Consider the following 16,817-nt stretch of genomic DNA (forward strand, 5'->3'; position numbering starts at 1 on the left):
GGCGGGCAGCCATACCAGCGGCTTGTGCGGAGCTTTGCCGGGCATGCGGATTCCTCGCCGCCCATGGTGCCGATCGCCCGCCGGCGGCGCGCGCCGCCGGATCGCCTCGCGGCGTCGGACAACGACGACGATCGGGGACTGCGCGAGGCTCAGCCGGCCTTCTGCGCGAAGCCCTCCAGCACGTTCGCCGCATTGACGCCTACCTCGGCCACGGCATAGCCGCCTTCGAACACGAACAGCGTCGGCAGGCCGGCGGCCGCGAGGTCCTCGCCCACGCGCAGGTAGTCCGTGCTGCGCAGCCGGAAGCCGGAGATCGGGTCGGCCTCGAAGGTGTCGAGTCCCAGCGAGACCACCAGCGCCTCGGCGCCGAAGGCGCGGATGCGCGCCAGCGCCTGCCCCATCGCCGCGCGCCAATGTTCGAAGTCCGTGCCGCGCGGCAGCGGCAGGTTCAGGTTGCAGTCCAGGCCCGCGCCGGTGCCGCGTTCGTCCGCGTAGCCCAGGTAGTAGGGATACTCGGTGTGCGGATCGCCGTGCACGCTGGCGAAGAACACGTCGCCGCGTTCGTGGAAGATCGCCTGCGTGCCGTTGCCATGGTGGTAGTCGATGTCGAGGATGGCGACCTTGCGCAGCCCGTCGTCGCGCAGGCGCTGCGCCGCGACGGCGGCATTGTTGATGAAGCAATAGCCGCCGAAGAAATCGTGGCCGGCATGGTGGCCCGGCGGACGCGACAGCACGAAGGCGGCGCGCCCGCCTTGCGCCAGCGCCTGCGCGCCGGCGATCGCGCAGGCCCCGCCCTGGCTCGCGGCCTTCCAGGTGCCGGCGGTGATCGGCGAACCCGCATCGAAGGAGAACAGGCCCATGCGGGCGGGGAAGCTCGCGGGCAACACGTCGCTGCGGAAGGTACGGATCGGCCAGTACGAAGGCAACGCATCGCGCTCCGCGTTCTTCGGATCGAGCGCGACCCATTCGTCCCAGGCGTGCTCGAGGAAATCGAGGTAACGCGGCGCATGCACGCGCTCGAAGGCGGAGCGCGGCACCGGCGGGGCGGAGGCGATGTCGCCGAAGCCGCGCGAGCGCAGCTCCTGCAGCACGTAGCCGGCACGCGCGGGGATCTCGAAACACGGAACGAGTTCGCCGCGGAACATCTCGTGGCGTCCGTGGTGCTGCGCATGCGCGTCGTTGTAGAAGACCTTCATGTCGCCATCGTAAAGCCCGCGCGAAGGCGTGAAACAACCCTCGGCGTTACGGGGCACCTCATCATTTTGCGTTTGGCGCGCGAATGTGTGCCGCGGCTTCCTGCAGACTGGCCCACGCTCCATCCGGGGCCCATCGACAAACCAAGACAGGACTTCCCATCGAATGAAACGACTCGTGATCGCGGCCGCGTCCGCCTTCCTCGCGCTGGCCTCCGCCCACGCACAGCAGCAAGCCAGCCCCCTCTACGGCGAACTCGGCTACTCCTTCCTCCGCCACGACAGCGGCCTCGGCTTCCGCACCAATCCGCAGGCCTTGCGCGGCATCGTCGGCTACAACGTCCATCCGAACCTCGCGGTCGAAGGCATGGCCGCCCTCGGCACCAGCGACGACAGCGACAACGGCTTCACCAGCAAGATGCGCCACCAGATCGGCGTGTTCGCCAAGCCGAAGTACGCCTTCGACAACTTCGAGGTGTTCGGCCGCGTCGGCTGGGTGCAGAGCCGCCTGCGCACGACGTCCGCCGCCGGCACGGTGAACGAAAGCGGCAGCGATTTCGCCTGGGGCCTCGGCGCCAACTACAACATCAACCCGAAGATGTATGTGGGAGTCGACTACATGCGGACCTTCGACAAGGGCAACAGCAAGGTGGACGGCGTGACGATCGGGGTCGGTTACCGGTTCTGATCGCTCCCGTCATCCCCGCGCAGGCGGGGATCCAGGGCGTTCACGGACCGGATGCCCTGGCCCCCCGCCTCCGCGGGGGTGACGCTAGCGCGCCAACACCGGCGCCAACACCTTCCCGGTGTGCGTCCCCTTCGCCACCACCTCCTCCGGAGGCGCGGCGGCGACGATGCGGCCGCCGGCGGATCCGCCGTCCGGACCCAGGTCGATGATCCAGTCGGCCTCCGCGATCACGTCCAGGTCGTGCTCGATCACCACCACGCTGTGGCCGCCGTTGACCAGGCGGTGCAGCACGCGGATCAGCTTTTCCACGTCGGCCATGTGCAGGCCCACCGTCGGTTCGTCCAGCACGTACAGCGTGTGCGGCGCCTTCTGGCCGCGGCGCGTGACGTCGTCGCGCACCTTCGACAGTTCGGTCACCAGCTTGATGCGCTGCGCTTCTCCGCCCGACAGCGTCGGCGAAGGCTGCCCCAGCGTGAGGTAGCCGAGCCCGACGTCGCGCAGCAGCTGCAGCGGATGCGAGATGTTGGGCATGGAGGCGAAGAATTCCACCGCCTCGTCCACTTCCATCTGCAGCACGTCGCCGATGCTCTTGCCGCGCCAGGTGACGGCCAGCGTCTCCGGGTTGAAGCGCGCGCCATGGCAGGCCTCGCAAGGCACCTTCACGTCCGGCAGGAAGCTCATCGCGATGGTGCGCACGCCCTGGCCTTCGCAGGTGGGGCAGCGGCCTTCGCCGGTGTTGAAGGAGAAGCGGCCCGGGCCGTAGCCGCGAGCGCGCGCTTCCAGCGTATCGGCGAACAGCTTGCGGATCGTGTCCCAGAAGCCGATGTAGGTCGCCGGGCAGGAACGCGGCGTCTTGCCGATCGGCGTCTGGTCCACTTCCAGCACGCGGTCGATGGACTGGTAGCCATCGAGCGACTTGCAGCCGACCCACTTGGGACGCTTGCCCGCGGCGTCGGCATCGCGGCCCGCTTTCGTCGAACGCTGCTGCACGGCCGACTGCACGTTGTGCAGCAGCACGTCGCGGGCGAGCGTGGACTTGCCGGAGCCGGAGACACCGGTGACGACGACCAGCCGTTTCAGCGGGACGTCGACGTTCACGTCGTCGAGGTTGTGGAGGTCGGCGCCTTTCAAACGCAGGAAGGACGTGGGTGCCGGAGCGCCCCCACCCCCGCCCTCCCCCGGAGGGGGAGGGAGTGAAGAGGCCATCTGCGCCAGAAGAGAGCGCGGTTTCTTCCCCTTCACGACAGGCGCGGGCATCTCCGCGACCGGGATGCCGACCGGCTCGCGGTCGTGCATCGCGTCGACCAGGCGGCGCGGCTGCAGCGGGTGCTTCATCGCGTGCAGCAGGTAGCGGCCGGTGAGCGAGTCGCCGTTGCGCGTCACTTCCTCCGCCGTGCCCTGCGCGACCACGCGGCCGCCGCGCTTGCCCGCGCTGGGGCCGATGTCGATGATGTGGTCGGCGCGGCGGATCGTGTCCTCGTCGTGTTCCACCACCACCAGCGTGTTGCCCTTGTCGCCCAGCTTGTGCAGCGCATCCAGCAGGATCTGGTTGTCGCGGGCATGCAGGCCGATCGTGGGTTCGTCGAGCACGTAGCAGACGCCCTGCAGGTTGGACCCGAGCTGCGCCGCCAGGCGGATGCGCTGAGCCTCGCCGCCCGAGAGCGTCGGCGCGCCGCGATCCAGCGTCAGGTAGCCGAGTCCCACTTCCTCGAGGAACTCGAGGCGCGAGCGGATCTCGGGGATCAGGTCGCGGGCGATGCCCTGCTCGCGCGCGCTCAGCACGTCGCGCACCTGCAGGCTCTCGACCCAGCGGCGCACGTCGCGCACCGACAGCGCGGCGATGTCGGAGATCGCGGTCTTGTCGAAACGCACCGCGCGCGCCTGCGCGTTGAGGCGGGTGGCCAGGCAGGTGGGACACGCCTCGTCGGAGACGTCCTCCACTTCCGTTTCCGCGAAGGTCTGCTCGCGGCCCTTCTCGCCCTCCGCCGTGACGATGGTGTCGTCGAACGCCTTGCGCTGGTCGCGCGTGAGCTTCACGCCGGTGCCGACGCAGTCGGGGCACCAGCCGTGCTTGCTGTTGTACGAGAACAGCCGTGGATCCAGCTCGGGATAGCTGGTGGCGCACACCGGGCAGGCGCGCAGGGTCGAGAAGACCTCCACCTTGCCGATGCCGGCGTGCGTGACGACGCCCTTGCTGAAGGCGGCGCGCAGTTCGTCGAGCGGCGCCAGCACGTGCACCACGCCCTTGCCGTGCTCCAGCGCCAGCGTGAGCTTCTCGCGCAGCAGCGCTTCGTTGGCGGGCGTCACGTCGAGGTCGCACACCGGCAGCTCGATCGTGTGCTCCTTGAAGCGGTCGATGCGCGGGAAGCCGGTGGTGGGCAGGAAATTGCCGTCCACGCGCAGGTGCGTGTAGCCGCGCGGCCGCGCCCAGTCTGCGAGCTCCGTGTACACGCCCTTGCGGTTGACCACCAGCGGCGCCAGCACGCCGATGTGCTTGCCGCGATAGCGCTTCATGATCTGCGCCACGATGCTGTCCGGCGTCTGCGGCCGCACCTCGGCGCCGTCGTTCACGCAGTGCTGCACGCCCAGCTTGACGTACAGCAGGCGCATGAAGTGCCATACCTCCGTCGTGGTGCCGACGGTGGACTTGCGCCCGCCGCGCGACAGGCGCTGCTCGATCGCGACGGTCGGCGGGATGCCGTACACCGCATCGACCTCGGGCCGGCCCGCCGGCTGCACGATGGACCGCGCATAGGCATTGAGCGACTCGAGGTAGCGCCGCTGGCCTTCGTTGAACAGGATGTCGAACGCCAGCGTGGACTTGCCGGAGCCGGAGACGCCGGTGATCACGCTGAACTTGTTGTGCGGGATGTCGACGCTGAGGTTCTTGAGGTTGTGTTCCTTGGCGTTGACGATCTGGATGGCCTTCGGGCGTTCGGCGTTCGGCGTTGAGCGTTGAGCGTAGGGAGCCGGGGCTTTCTCGCTCAACGCCGAACGCTCAACGCCCAACGTCATGTCGTAGTCGCGCAAGGCCTTGGCCGTGTGCGACGAGGCATGCAGCTTCACGTCCTCCGGCGGCCCTTCGGCCACCACCAGGCCGCCGCCGTCGCCGCCTTCCGGCCCCAGGTCCACCAGCCAGTCGGCCGCGCGGATCACGTCGAGGTTGTGCTCGATCACGACCAGCGAGTTGCCGCCTTCCAGCAGCTTGCGCAGCGCGCGCATCAGCTTGGCGATGTCGTCGAAGTGCAGGCCCGTGGTCGGTTCGTCGAACATGAACAGCGTGCCCTTTTTGGCCACGCCTTGCCGGCTCTGCGTGCCGCTGCGCGCCGCTTCGGCCAGGAAGCCGGCGAGCTTCAGGCGCTGCGACTCGCCGCCCGACAGTGTCGGCACCGGCTGCCCCAGCTTCACGTATTCCAGGCCCACGTCCACGATCGGCTGCAGCGCGCGGATCACGTCGCGGTCGCCGGAGAACAGGGCGGCGGCTTCGCTCACCGTGAGCTCCAGCACGTCGGCGACGTTCAGCACGCGCGGCGCGTGCGCGCCGGCGGCGTGCCGCTCGATCGTCACTTCCAGGATTTCCGGGCGGTAACGCTTGCCGTCGCAATCGGGGCAGCGCAGGTACACGTCCGACAGGAACTGCATCTCGACGTGCTCGTAGCCCGAACCGCCGCAGGTGGGGCAGCGGCCGTCGCCCGAGTTGAAGGAGAACTTGGACGCGGTGTAGCCGCGCTGCTTCGCGAGCGGCGAATTGGCGAAGATCTCGCGGATCGAATCCCAGGCGCCGACGTAGCTCACGGGATTGGAGCGCGCCGTCTTGCCGATCGGCGACTGGTCGACGAACACGACGTCGCCGAGATGGTCCGCGCCGAGCAGGCGGTCGTGCGTGCCCGGCGTCTCGGTGGCACGGCCGAAGTGCCGCCGCAGCGCCGGCGCCAGGATGTCCTGCACCAGCGTGGACTTGCCCGAGCCCGACACGCCCGTCACCACCACCATGCGCTGCAGCGGGAACTCCACGTGCAGGTCCCGCAGGTTGTGCTCGCGCGCGCCTTCCAGCACGAGACGCGGCGTCGATTCCGTCACCGCCCGCTTGAAGCCCATGCCGACGTGCTTGCGCGCGCCGAGGTAGGCGCCGGTGAGCGTGTCGGCCTGGCGCAGGGCGGACACACTGCCGTCGAACACGATGCTGCCGCCCTTCTCGCCGGGGCCCGGGCCCATGTCGATGATGCGGTCGGCCGCGACCATCACGGCGGGATCGTGTTCCACCACCACCAGCGTGTTGCCCGCATCGCGCAGCCGATGCATGGCCTGCGTGATGCGGCTCATGTCGCGCGGATGCAGGCCGATGCTGGGCTCGTCCAGCACGAACAGCGTGTTCACGAGCGAGGTGCCCAGCGCGGTGGTGAGGTTGATGCGCTGCACCTCGCCGCCCGACAGCGTGCGGCTCTGGCGGTCGAGCGTCAGGTAGCCGATGCCCACGTCCACCAGGTAGCGCAGGCGGGTGTTGATCTCCTCGAACAGCAGCCTGAGCGCCTGCAGCTCGCCGGCGCCGGCATGCGCCTCGGCCTCCGGCTCGACGCGGTCGAAGAAGCGGCGCAGCCGTTCGATCGGCAGGATCATCAGGTCGTGCAGCGACACGCCCGGCAGCGCCTCCAGCTGCTCGCGCGACCAGTCCACGCCCACCGGCATGAAGCGCTTCGCGGGGTCGAGCACCGCGTCGGCGTCTTCCTTGCTGCCCAGGCGCCACAGCAGCGACTCGGTCTTCAGGCGCGCGCCGCCGCACACGTCGCACGGCGTGTAGCTGCGGTACTTGGACAAGAGCACGCGGATGTGCATCTTGTAGGCCTTGCTCTCGAGGTACTCGAAGAAGCGCTTCACGCCGTACCACTGGCGGCTCCAGTTGCCGTCGCGGTAGTCCGGCGCGCCGTGGATCACCCAGTGCTTCTGTTCGGCGGTGAGCTTGTACCAGGGCGTGTCGCGCGGCACGCCGGCGCGCTCCGCGTACTTCATCAGGTCGTCCTGCGACTCCGACCAGGCCGGCGTCTGGAAGGTCTTCACCGCGCCGGCGCGCAGCGTCAGCTTGTCGTTCGGGATGACGAGGCCGTAGTCGACGCCGATCACGCGGCCGAAGCCGCGGCAGGTCTCGCAGGCACCGACCGGCGAGTTGAACGAGAACATCGACGGCACCGGGTCGCCGTAGCGGATGTCGCTCTCGGGGCAATGCAGGCCGGTGGAGAACTTCCAGACCTCGTCATTCCCGCGCAGGCGGGAATCCAGGGCGTCCGTATTCGGCTCGCCGCGTGCGGCGAGTTCCACAAGCCCTGGGTCCCCGCCTTCGCGGGGATGACGCTGCGCGTCAGCTTCGCCCGTCACATACACCGCCACGCGGCCGCTGCCGCGTTTGAGCGCCACCTCGATCGCCTCGATCGCGCGCACCTTCTCCACGCCCTGGATGCGGAAGCGGTCGGCGACCACGTCGAGGACCTTGCGCGGGCCCGTCGGCGTCGCGACTTCGCGCTCCGCCTGCACGCGGGTGAAGCCGCTGGCGGCGAGCCACTGCTCCACTTCCTCCGGCGTCGTGCCGCCGGGGAGTTCCACCGGGAAGGTCACCACGAGCCGCGGATCGGATGTTTTCGTCCGTTCCATCAGCTGCTCGTAGATCGTCTCCGGCGTGTCGTGCCGCACCTGCAGCGCCGTCTTGCGGTCGAACAGCTGCGCCGCGCGAGCGAACAGCAGCTTCAGGTGGTCGTTCAGCTCGGTCATCGTGCCGACCGTCGACCGCGAGGAGCGCACCGGATTGGTCTGGTCGATCGCGATCGCGGGCGGCACGCCCTCGACGCGGTCCACCGCGGGTTTGTCCATGCGCTCCAGGAACTGGCGCGCATAGGCGGAGAAGGTTTCGACGTAGCGCCGCTGCCCCTCGGCATAGAGCGTGTCGAAGACCAGGCTGGACTTGCCGGAGCCGCTGGGGCCCGTGACCACCGTCAGTTCGCCGGTGTGCAGGTCGAGGTCGATGTTCTTGAGGTTGTGCTGGCGTGCGCCGCGGATGCGGATCGATCCCTGGGACATTCGAGAAGGGCTTTCCAGAAGAGGCCCGACATTCTAGGGAGGGGGTGGCAGCCGGGCCGCGTCACCCCGGCATGACCTTGTCCTACCACGGTCATCGCGCATTTCCTACCTGGAAAGCTCATCCGTAGTCGGTAAGGTGCGTGCACTCCCTTCCCGGTATCCCCCATGGCTTCGTGGAAGAAATGGCTGCCCGCCACCGCCTGCGACTGGCAACTGCGGCCCGCGCCCGCCGGCGTCGAGACACTGCGTCACCAGCTGCTCGCCGTGCTCGATGACTGCGACGGCTTCGAGTGCGACCGACTGCGCTGGCGGGTGCACACCGCCGAGTGCGCGCAGGAACTGTGGCTGCTGCGCGATGGCGTGTTCCAGATGGTGTCAAGCCAGCACTGCCAGGCGGCGGCGGTCGAGCGCATCAACGGCCTCCTGCCGGCCTTCCAGCACCTCCTCCCGTCGGCGCCACTTCCTCCCGTGTAGTTGTTCCGTTTTCCGGGTTGCCCCCCGTGCGCTAAAGCCGAGCTCCATTTACACTCGGTAACGACGGGCTTGTCCGTAACCCGGAGGTATTCACATGAAGAAAAGCTTGATCGCGGCGATCGCCGCATTTGCGCCGCTCTGGGCGACGGCGCAGATCCTGATCGGGCAGACGGCCGGCTTCAGCGGCACGGTGGCCGCAGGCGTCAAGGAGACCACCGACGGCGCCAAGCTGTGGATCGACAGCATCAACGCCAAGGGCGGGGTCCACGGCCAGAAGATCGAACTGATCTCGATGGACGACAAGTTCGATCCGAAGATCGCCAAGGAAAACGCCAAGGTCCTGATCGAGGAGAAGAACGTCCTCGCGCTGTTCCTGAACCGGGGCACGCCGCACGCCGAGGGGATCCTCCCGCTGCTGGACCAGCACGGCGTGGCGCTGATCGCGCCATCCACCGGGGCGATGTCGCTGCATTCGCCGGTGAAGAAGTACGTCTTCAACGTGCGCGCGACCTACCAGCGCGAAGCCGAAAAGGCGGTGACGCACCTGCACACCATGGGCGTGACGCGGATCGCGGTGGTGCACGCCGACGACTCCTTCGGCGCCGACGGGCTGGAAGGCGCGAAGAAGGGCTTCCAGAAGGCAGGCTTCGAGCCGGTGTCCATCGTCAAAGCGGACCGCCTCAAGCCCGACTACGCCGCCATCATCCCGGTGATCACCAAGGCGGAATCGCAGGCGGTGCTGTGGATCGGCTCCGGCACCACCGTCGCCGACGGCGTGAAGGCGCTGCGCGCCGCCAAGTCCGCGGCGCAGGTGGTGACCCTGTCCAACAACGCCTCGGGCGGCTTCATCAAGAACCTGGGCGACCAGGCCCGCGGCGTGATCGTCACGCAGGTGTTCCCGTACGAGCGTTCCTATGCGTACGGCTTCATCAAGGAAGCGATGGCGCTGGCCAAGCCGAAGAACATGGAACTCAGCCCAGCGATGCTGGAAGGCTACGCCGCCGCCAAGGTGCTGGTGGAAGGCCTGCGCCGCGCCGGCGCCAACCCGACGCGCGCGAAACTGGTGACCGCGCTGGAGGGCATGAAGAACTTCGACATCGGCGGCCTGGAAGTGAGCTACGGTCCGGACGACCGCACCGGGCTGGACTTCGCGGACTTGTCGATCATCGGGCAGGACGGGAAGTTCAAGCGGTAAGCGCTTCGCGTTCGACCACAGGGGGCCTTCGGGCCCCTTTGTCTTTTTGGATGCCCTGGGTCCCCGCCTGCGCGGGGATGACGGTGAATGCGTCACCGCCACCGACCGGAAAACGTCATCCCCGCGAAGGCGGGGAACCAGAGCCTCCGGTTTTAGAGTGGCTCATGCACGAGAAGCAACCCGCCGTGTACATCCTCGCAAGCCAACGCAACGGCACGCTGTACATCGGCGTGACGAGCAACCTCGTGCAGCGTGCGTGGCAGCACCGCGAAGCAGTCACCGAAGGCTTCACCGCACGCTACGGCGTGCACCACCTCGTCCACTACGAGCTCCACGGCGACATGGAGCACGCGATCGCGCGCGAGAAGCGGCTGAAGAAATGGAACCGCCTGTGGAAGCTGCGGCTCATCGAGGAGCGCAACTCGCAGTGGCGCGATCTTTGGGACGAAGTCCTTGGAAGCCCTGGATCCCCGCCTGCGCGGGGATGACGGTGTGGTGTCACCCCCGCGCAGGCGGGGGCCCAGGGCGTTCCGCGTCAGTGCTTCGCCCCGCTCGCCGCCGCCTCCGGCGCGCTCGCTTCGGTGCCATGCTTCTCGCCGCTCATGTCCACCTTGTCGCCCGCCCGGGAAATGACGAACAGGGCGATGGCGGCGAACACCACGAAGCCCACGGCGATCTTCCACATGGCGTCTCCTCGATTGCAGTTGCTGGGCAAAGGGCCCTCGCGCGCCGGCGAGGACCCTTCACGCAATCGCCGCGTCAGTCGTGGGCGTAGATGTCCACGTCCTTGGTTTCCTTGACGAACAGCACGCCGATCACGAAGGTCGCCGCGGCGATGATGATCGGGTACCAGAGGCCGTTGTACATGTTGCCGGTGGCCGCCACGATCGCGAAGGCCGTGGTGGGCAGCAGGCCGCCGAACCAGCCGTTGCCGATGTGGTACGGCAGGCTCATCGACGTGTAGCGGATGCGCGTGGGGAACATCTCCACCAGCATCGCCGCGATCGGGCCGTACACCATCGTCACCAGGATCACGAGATAGGTCAGGATGAGGGTGACCGTCAGCTTGTCGACCTTCGCCGGATCGGCCTTCGCGGGATAGCCGGCGGCCTTCAGCGCGTCGTTCACTTCCTTCTTGAAGTCGGCGATGGCGGCGGTGCTCTTCTCGTCGAACTTGTGGTTCGTGACCGTCGCCGTCGGAGCCGTGATCACCTTGTCGCCGATCTTCACCGTCGCGGGCTGGCCCGCGGTGCCGGCGGTGTTCTCGTAGCTCACCGAGCTTTGCGCGAGGAAGCGCTTGGCGATGTCGCAGGACGACTTGAAGTCGATCTCGCGGGCGATCGGGCTGCCCTGGAAGGAGCAGTCGCTCGACGGCGCGGACACGATCACCTGCGTGCGGGCCTGGGCCGCTGCGAGATCGGGGTTCGCGGCCTTGGTCAGAGCGCCGAACACCGGGAAGTAGGTCAGCGCGGCCAGCAGGCAGCCGGCCATGATGATCGGCTTGCGGCCGATGCGGTCGGACAGCGCGCCGAACAGGATGAAGAAGGGCGTGCCGATCACGAGGGCGGCGGCGATCAGCAGGTTGGCCGTGGCGTTGTCGACCTTCAGCGACTGCGTGAGGAAGAACAGCGCGTAGAACTGGCCCGAGTACCAGACGACGGCCTGGCCGGCGGTGAGGCCCAGCAGCGCCAGGATCACGACCTTCAGGTTGCGCCACTCGCCGAAGGACTCCTTCAGCGGCGCCTTCGACGTCTTGCCTTCGGCCTTCATGCGCTGGAACGCGGGCGACTCGTTCATCGACAGGCGGATCCACACGGAAACGGCCAGCAGCAGGATGGAGACGACGAAGGGGATGCGCCAGCCCCAGTCGCCGAAGGCCTGCTCGCCCATCAGCGTGCGCGCACCCAGGATCACCAGCAGCGACAGGAACAGGCCCAGCGTCGCGGTGGTCTGGATCCACGCGGTGTACGCGCCGCGCTTGCCGTTCGGCGCGTGCTCGGCGACGTAGGTCGCGGCGCCGCCGTACTCGCCGCCGAGCGCGAGGCCCTGCAGCAGGCGCAGCGCGATCAGGATCACCGGCGCGGCCACGCCGATGCTGGCGTACGAAGGCAGGATGCCGACGATGAAGGTCGACAGGCCCATGATCAGGATCGTCACCAGGAAGGTGTACTTGCGCCCGATCATGTCGCCGAGGCGGCCGAAGAAGATCGCGCCGAAGGGCCGCACCAGGAAGCCGGCGGCGAAGGCCAGCAGCGCGAAGATTAAGGCCGAGGTCGGGTCGAGGCCGGCGAAGAACTGCTTCGCGATGATCGCGGCCAGCGAGCCGTAGAGGTAGAAGTCGTACCACTCGAACACGGTGCCGAGCGAGGACGCGAAGATGACCTTCTTCTCCTCGCCCGTCATCGGCCGCGCGGCGGATGCGGGGAGCGTGGCTGCTGCCATGGCTTTGTCTCCTGGTGGGTGGAACGAGCGGCCATTCTTCGCCCCCGCTCTGACCCTGCTCTGACGCGTAGCCAACGCACGCTTGCGCGGAACTGACCCGGTTCTGACGAACTCGGGTCAAACCCGCAGGGATGCTTTCATGATGTGATGCGGATGACTTGTCATCCCGGGCCTGACCCGGGATCCATGCCACAGATCGCGCCGTACTGGATTGCGGGTCGAGCCCGCAATGACAACTACAGGCGCGTCTTGCCCTTGGGCAGCGCGGCCGCCTCCTCCCACGCACCCGACGCAAACCACGCATTGCCCTCGATGTACGCGCGCAGCATCGGCAAGCCGTCCAGGCCCCAGAACAACCTGCCTTCCACCTCGCACGTCGGCACGCCGAACAACCCCTTCGCGATCGCCGCGTCGGTATTCGCTTTCAGTTCCGCCTTCACTTCCTCGCTGGCCGGATCGCGTTGCGGCTGCAGTTGCGCGCGCAACTCTTGGAGCCGCTGCGGATCCGCCGCATCGGCCCCGCCGCGCCAGACGTGGCGGAACACCGTCTCCGCGACATGGCGGTTGACGAGCCCTTCGTTCCCGCACGCCAGCGCCAGCCGCAGCACGCCCAGCGGGTTGAAGGGATGCGCCGCCGGCAACTGCAGCGGGATGCCGTGCGCGTGCGCGAGCCAGAGCACCTGGCGGTAGGTCCAGTCGCGCTTGGGCGGGATCTCCGCCGGACCGAGCTGACCATGGTGCTTGAGGAATCCCGCGAACAGCACCGGCCGGTAGTCGACACCGTAGCTCGCTCCCTTCAGCGCCTCGGGCAGCTTCTCGAACGCGAGATACGCGTACGGCGAGAGGAAGTCGAAATAAAAGGTGATGTGCTTCATGCCTGCCGCGCCCGTTCCACCAGTTCAAGCCAGATCGCCCGCTTGTCCTCGTCGGCGGCGAGGCCCCAGGCCGCGATCTCTTCCAGCGTGCGGAAGCAGCCCTCGCACAGGCCGCTCGCCGCATCCATGCGGCACACCGAGATGCAGGGCGAAGGCACCGGGCCGTCCGCCTCCAGCGTGCGCGCGTGTTCCAGCAGCAACTCCGCCGCGCTGTTCATCCTGCCGTCGGCTGCACGACGTCCGCCACGGGCGCGCCGGTGAGGCGCTCGAGGTCCTGCGGCCGCAGCTTGAACACGCCGTACGGATGCCCCGCCGCCGCCCAGATCTCCTCGAAGCGGAACAGCTCGCGATCGATCAGCGTCACCGGCGGCTGCGCGTGCGCGACGGGCGACACGCCGCCGATGGAGAAGCCGGTCTTCGTCTTGACGAATTCGGCATCGGCGCGGCCGGTCTTGCCGACGATCGCGTCGACCTTCTTCTCGTCGACGCGGCGGTCGCCGGAAGTCACCACCAGCACCGCCGCATCGTCGGATTTGCGGCGGAAGATGATGCTCTTGGCGATCTGGCCAACGTGGATGCCCAGCGCGTCGGCCGCCTGCTGCGCGGTGCGCGCGGCATCGTCCAGCATCACCGGCGCATGCGGATGGCCGGCGTCCTGCAGGGCGCGGGCGACGCGCTGCACGCCTTCGGGCAGGGAGGTCAGTTCGGATCCACACATAACGTTCGTCATCCCCGCGGAGGCGGGGATCCAGAGCTTCCGCATTTTGCTTCAATACCCTGGATCCCCGCCTGCGCGGGGATGACGAGGGGAAATTGCGGGGATGACAAAGGGGAAACTGCGGGGTGACGGCTAACCGGCCCGCTTGTTCAGGATCGCCGTCGCCGCCCGCGAATTCGGCTTGCGTCCCAGGTGGTCGCTGATGAACTTGCCGGCGTCGATCAGCTTGTCGAGATCGATGCCGGTGTCGATGTCCATGCCCTGCAGCATGTACACGACGTCCTCCGTCGCGACGTTGCCAGTGGCGCCTTTCGCATACGGGCAGCCGCCGAGGCCCGCCACCGATGCGTCGTACTGCCAGATCCCCATCTCCAGGCAGGCCAGCGTATTGGCGAGCGCCTGGCCGTAGGTGTCGTGGAAGTGGCCGGAGACGTCGTCCAGCGCATAGTGCTTCAGCGCCGCTTCCATCGCCCGCTGCACCTTGCGCGGCGTGCCGACGCCGATCGTGTCGGCCACGCCGAGGTGCTGCACGCCGATCTGCTTCATGAGGCGCGCCACCATCTCCACCCGCTCCGGCGCGATGTCGCCTTCGTAGGGGCAGGCCACCGCCGTGGACATCGCCGCGCGCACATGGATGCCCCTGGCGCGCGCCGCCGCCACCACCGGCGCGAAACGCTCGATGCTCTCGGCGATCGAGCAGTTGATGTTGCGCTGGCTGAAGGCCTCGCTGGCCGCGCCGAACACGACGATCTCGTCGGGCTGGCTCTCCAGCGCCGCTTCGAAGCCCTTCATGTTGGGCGTCAGCACCGAATAGCGCACGCCCGGCTTGCGGCGGATGCCCGCCATCACCTCGGCGTTGTCGGCCATCTGCGGCACCCACCTGGGCGAGACGAAGCTGGTGACCTCGATCTCCTTCAGGCCGGCGTCCTGCAGCCGGTGCACCAGCTCGATCTTCACGGCGGCCGGCACCGGCGCCTTCTCGTTCTGCAGCCCGTCGCGCGGACCGACGTCGACGAGCTTGACCTGGCTGGGGACCTTCATGGCTTCAGTATCCTTTCATTCGATCGACCACGCCGGCGATGGGTTCTCCGCGTTCGAAGGCGCGCAGCTTGCGCGCGATCTGCGCGATGCTTTCCTCGCGCAGCGTGCGGGCCGACGTGTGCGGCGTCACCGTGATCTTCGGATGCCGCCAGAAGGGGTGGTCGGCGGGCAGCGGCTCGATGCGGAACACATCGAGCGCGGCGCCCGCCAAGTGCCCGCCGTCGATCGCGGCGATCAGGTCCTCGTCGACCACGTGCGCGCCGCGCGCCACGTTGATCACGTAGGCACCGGGCAGCAGCTTGCCCAGCGTCTGCCGGTCCAGGAGGTTCTCGGTGTCGGGCGTCAGCGGCAGCAGGTTCACCAGGATGCGCGTGCCCGCCAGGAAAGCGTCGAACTGCGCGGTGCCGGCGAAGCACTCCACCCCGGACAGGTGCTTGGCACTGCGGCTCCAGCCGCGCACCGGGAACTCGAAGGCGGCCACGGCCTGTGCCACCCGCTCCCCCAGCACACCCAGCCCCATCACGCCCACCGGGTAGTCGGCCCGCGCGCGCGGCTTGCGGAAGCCCCACTTGCCTTGCGCCTCGTCGCGCTCGTAGCCGTCCAGTTCGCGGAAGTGGCGGATCACCGCATGGCAGACGAACTCCGCCATCTGGACCGACATGCCGGCGTCGTCCAGACGCACCACCACGGCGCGCGGCGGCAGCCGCAGCTTCATCAGCGCGTCGACGCCGGCGCCGATGTTGAAGATGCCCCGCAACGCCTGCTGCTCGTCCAGGAAGGCCTGCGGCGGCGCCCACACCACGGCGTGGTCGGCCTCGGGCGCGCCGGGGCGCCACTCCTCCACTTCGGCGCCCGGCAGGGCGGAACGCAGGCCCTCGAGCCAGGGGGCGATCTTGGTATCGGTACAGCAGACGGTGATGCGCATGGCGGCTATTGTGGGGGAGCCCCGCTTGACCCTGCCGGAGCGGGGTGCCAAGCTGCCCGCGGCATCCCCCACAACCCGGAGACAACATGCAACCGATCCGCTTCGCACGGGCGGCCTGGCTGGCCCTCGGCCTGCTGCTCGCCGCTTTCCAGGTCCTCGCCGCCGACTTTCCCGCACCGAAGCAGGGCACGTGGACGGTGAAGGACTTCCGCTTCCAGAGCGGCCAGGTGCTGCCCGAACTGAAGATCGGCTACAGCACGGTGGGCGAGCCCACCGGCGAACCGGTGCTGGTGCTGCACGGCACGACCGGCTCCGCCGCGAGCATGCTCAACGCCAACTTCGGCGGCGAGCTGTTCGGCGCGGGCCAGCCGCTGGACGCGAGCAAGTACTTCATCATCGTGCCGGACGCGATCGGCACGGGGCGTTCCAGCAAGCCGTCCGACGGCCTGCGCATGAACTTTCCCAAGTACAACTACGAGGACATGGTGGAGGCGCAGTACCGGCTGGTGCGCGAGCACCTGGGCGTGAAGCACCTGCGCCTGGTGATCGGCAACTCCATGGGCGGCATGCAGACCTGGATGTGGGCGCAGAAGTACCCCGGCTTCATGGACGTCGCGGTGCCGATGGCCTCGCTGCCCACGCCCATGTCGGGCCGCAACTGGATGCTGCGCCGCATGCTGGTGGAAGCGATCCGGCGCGACCCCGCCTGGAACAACGGCAACTACACGACGCAGCCGCCGAGCCTGCAGTTCGCCTCGGTGTTCTTCGCCACCGCCACCAACGGCGGCAACCACTCGTACATGAAGTCCGGCCCGGACCGCCCGCGCGCCGACGCGGCGCTGGAAGCGCGCCTCAAGAGCACGTTCAACGGCGACGCCAACGACCACATCTACCAGTGGGAGTCCTCGGCCGACTACGACCCCTCGCGCGGGCTGGAGAAGATCACCGCCACGCTGCTGGCGATCAATTCCGCCGACGACGAGCGCAACCCGGTGGAGCTCGGCGTCCTCACCCGCGAGATCAAGCGGGTGAAGAACGGCCGCGCGTACGAGATCCCGGCAAGCGAGCAGACGCTGGGGCATGGAACGACGGGGAATGCGCGGTTCTGGAAGCAGGAGCTGGATGCGGTGTTGAAGGCGGCGCCGCGGATCGGGATGTGATGTTTCCGTCATCCCCGCGCAGGCGGGGATCCAGGGCTTC

The 16,817-nt window shown here is 68.3% G+C and carries 14 protein-coding genes; 5 read left to right on the forward strand and 9 right to left on the reverse strand.

Annotated elements, in window-relative coordinates:
* Positions 1-149: 149 nt before the first annotated feature.
* Positions 150-1,196, reverse strand: coding sequence for a histone deacetylase family protein (locus VF522_RS17990; protein WP_330909677.1), 1,047 nt, complete (start codon positions 1,194-1,196; stop codon positions 150-152).
* A gap of 163 nt (positions 1,197-1,359) precedes the next feature.
* On the opposite strand from VF522_RS17990, the gene VF522_RS17995 reads away from it, so the two are divergent.
* Complete coding sequence (locus VF522_RS17995; protein ID WP_330909678.1) at positions 1,360-1,881, forward strand: porin family protein; 522 nt, start codon at positions 1,360-1,362, stop codon at positions 1,879-1,881.
* 84 nt (positions 1,882-1,965) lie between these two features.
* Here the strand turns inward: VF522_RS17995 and uvrA are convergent, their stop codons facing one another.
* Positions 1,966-7,947 (reverse strand): excinuclease ABC subunit UvrA, encoded by a 5,982-nt coding sequence (gene uvrA / locus VF522_RS18000; protein ID WP_330909679.1) that lies wholly within the window; start codon positions 7,945-7,947, stop codon positions 1,966-1,968.
* Positions 7,948-8,112: 165 nt separating this feature from the next.
* On the opposite strand from uvrA, the gene VF522_RS18005 reads away from it, so the two are divergent.
* From VF522_RS18005 to VF522_RS18015, 3 genes are all read left to right on the forward strand, one after another.
* Entirely contained in the window at positions 8,113-8,421 is a 309-nt protein-coding gene (locus VF522_RS18005) for a hypothetical protein (protein WP_330909680.1), read from the forward strand.
* 94 nt (positions 8,422-8,515) lie between these two features.
* Positions 8,516-9,616 carry an ABC transporter substrate-binding protein gene (locus VF522_RS18010; RefSeq protein WP_330909681.1) on the forward strand — a complete coding sequence of 367 codons (1,101 nt, stop codon included), beginning with the start codon at positions 8,516-8,518 and terminating at the stop codon, positions 9,614-9,616.
* Between the two features lie 164 nt (positions 9,617-9,780).
* On the forward strand, positions 9,781-10,104 hold the full coding sequence (locus VF522_RS18015; protein WP_330909682.1) for a GIY-YIG nuclease family protein: 324 nt from the start codon (positions 9,781-9,783) through the stop codon (positions 10,102-10,104).
* Positions 10,105-10,151: 47 nt separating this feature from the next.
* On the opposite strand, the gene VF522_RS18020 is transcribed toward VF522_RS18015, so the two are convergent.
* The 7 genes from VF522_RS18020 to VF522_RS18050 all read right to left on the reverse strand — a co-directional run bounded on the left by VF522_RS18020 (position 10,152) and on the right by VF522_RS18050 (position 15,617).
* The gene (locus VF522_RS18020) at positions 10,152-10,301 is read right to left on the reverse strand and encodes a hypothetical protein (RefSeq protein WP_330909683.1); all 150 of its coding nucleotides are present in this window, start codon (positions 10,299-10,301) and stop codon (positions 10,152-10,154) included.
* Between the two features lie 74 nt (positions 10,302-10,375).
* Positions 10,376-12,058, reverse strand: coding sequence for an MFS transporter (locus VF522_RS18025; protein WP_330909684.1), 1,683 nt, complete (start codon positions 12,056-12,058; stop codon positions 10,376-10,378).
* Between the two features lie 236 nt (positions 12,059-12,294).
* Complete coding sequence (locus tag VF522_RS18030) at positions 12,295-12,933, reverse strand: 2-hydroxychromene-2-carboxylate isomerase (protein ID WP_330909685.1); 639 nt, start codon at positions 12,931-12,933, stop codon at positions 12,295-12,297.
* Positions 12,930-13,151 (reverse strand): DUF1289 domain-containing protein, encoded by a 222-nt coding sequence (locus VF522_RS18035; RefSeq protein ID WP_330909686.1) that lies wholly within the window; start codon positions 13,149-13,151, stop codon positions 12,930-12,932. Before VF522_RS18035 ends, VF522_RS18030 begins: the two co-directional genes overlap by 4 nt.
* Positions 13,148-13,651 (reverse strand): YbaK/EbsC family protein, encoded by a 504-nt coding sequence (locus VF522_RS18040; RefSeq protein WP_330909687.1) that lies wholly within the window; start codon positions 13,649-13,651, stop codon positions 13,148-13,150. Before VF522_RS18040 ends, VF522_RS18035 begins: the two co-directional genes overlap by 4 nt.
* A 132-nt stretch (positions 13,652-13,783) precedes the next feature.
* Positions 13,784-14,692: a hydroxymethylglutaryl-CoA lyase gene (locus VF522_RS18045; RefSeq protein WP_330909688.1), complete on the reverse strand. Its 909-nt coding sequence runs from the start codon at positions 14,690-14,692 to the stop codon at positions 13,784-13,786.
* A gap of 4 nt (positions 14,693-14,696) precedes the next feature.
* Positions 14,697-15,617 carry a glyoxylate/hydroxypyruvate reductase A gene (locus VF522_RS18050; protein ID WP_330909689.1) on the reverse strand — a complete coding sequence of 307 codons (921 nt, stop codon included), beginning with the start codon at positions 15,615-15,617 and terminating at the stop codon, positions 14,697-14,699.
* 86 nt (positions 15,618-15,703) lie between these two features.
* Between VF522_RS18050 and VF522_RS18055 the strand changes: the two genes are divergently transcribed.
* The gene (locus VF522_RS18055; protein ID WP_330909690.1) at positions 15,704-16,777 is read left to right on the forward strand and encodes an alpha/beta fold hydrolase; all 1,074 of its coding nucleotides are present in this window, start codon (positions 15,704-15,706) and stop codon (positions 16,775-16,777) included.
* Positions 16,778-16,817 lie beyond the last annotated feature (40 nt).

Origin of the sequence: Ramlibacter sp., from assembly GCF_036383835.1 — a bacterium.
Taxonomy (GTDB): Bacteria; Pseudomonadota; Gammaproteobacteria; order Burkholderiales; family Burkholderiaceae_C; genus Ramlibacter.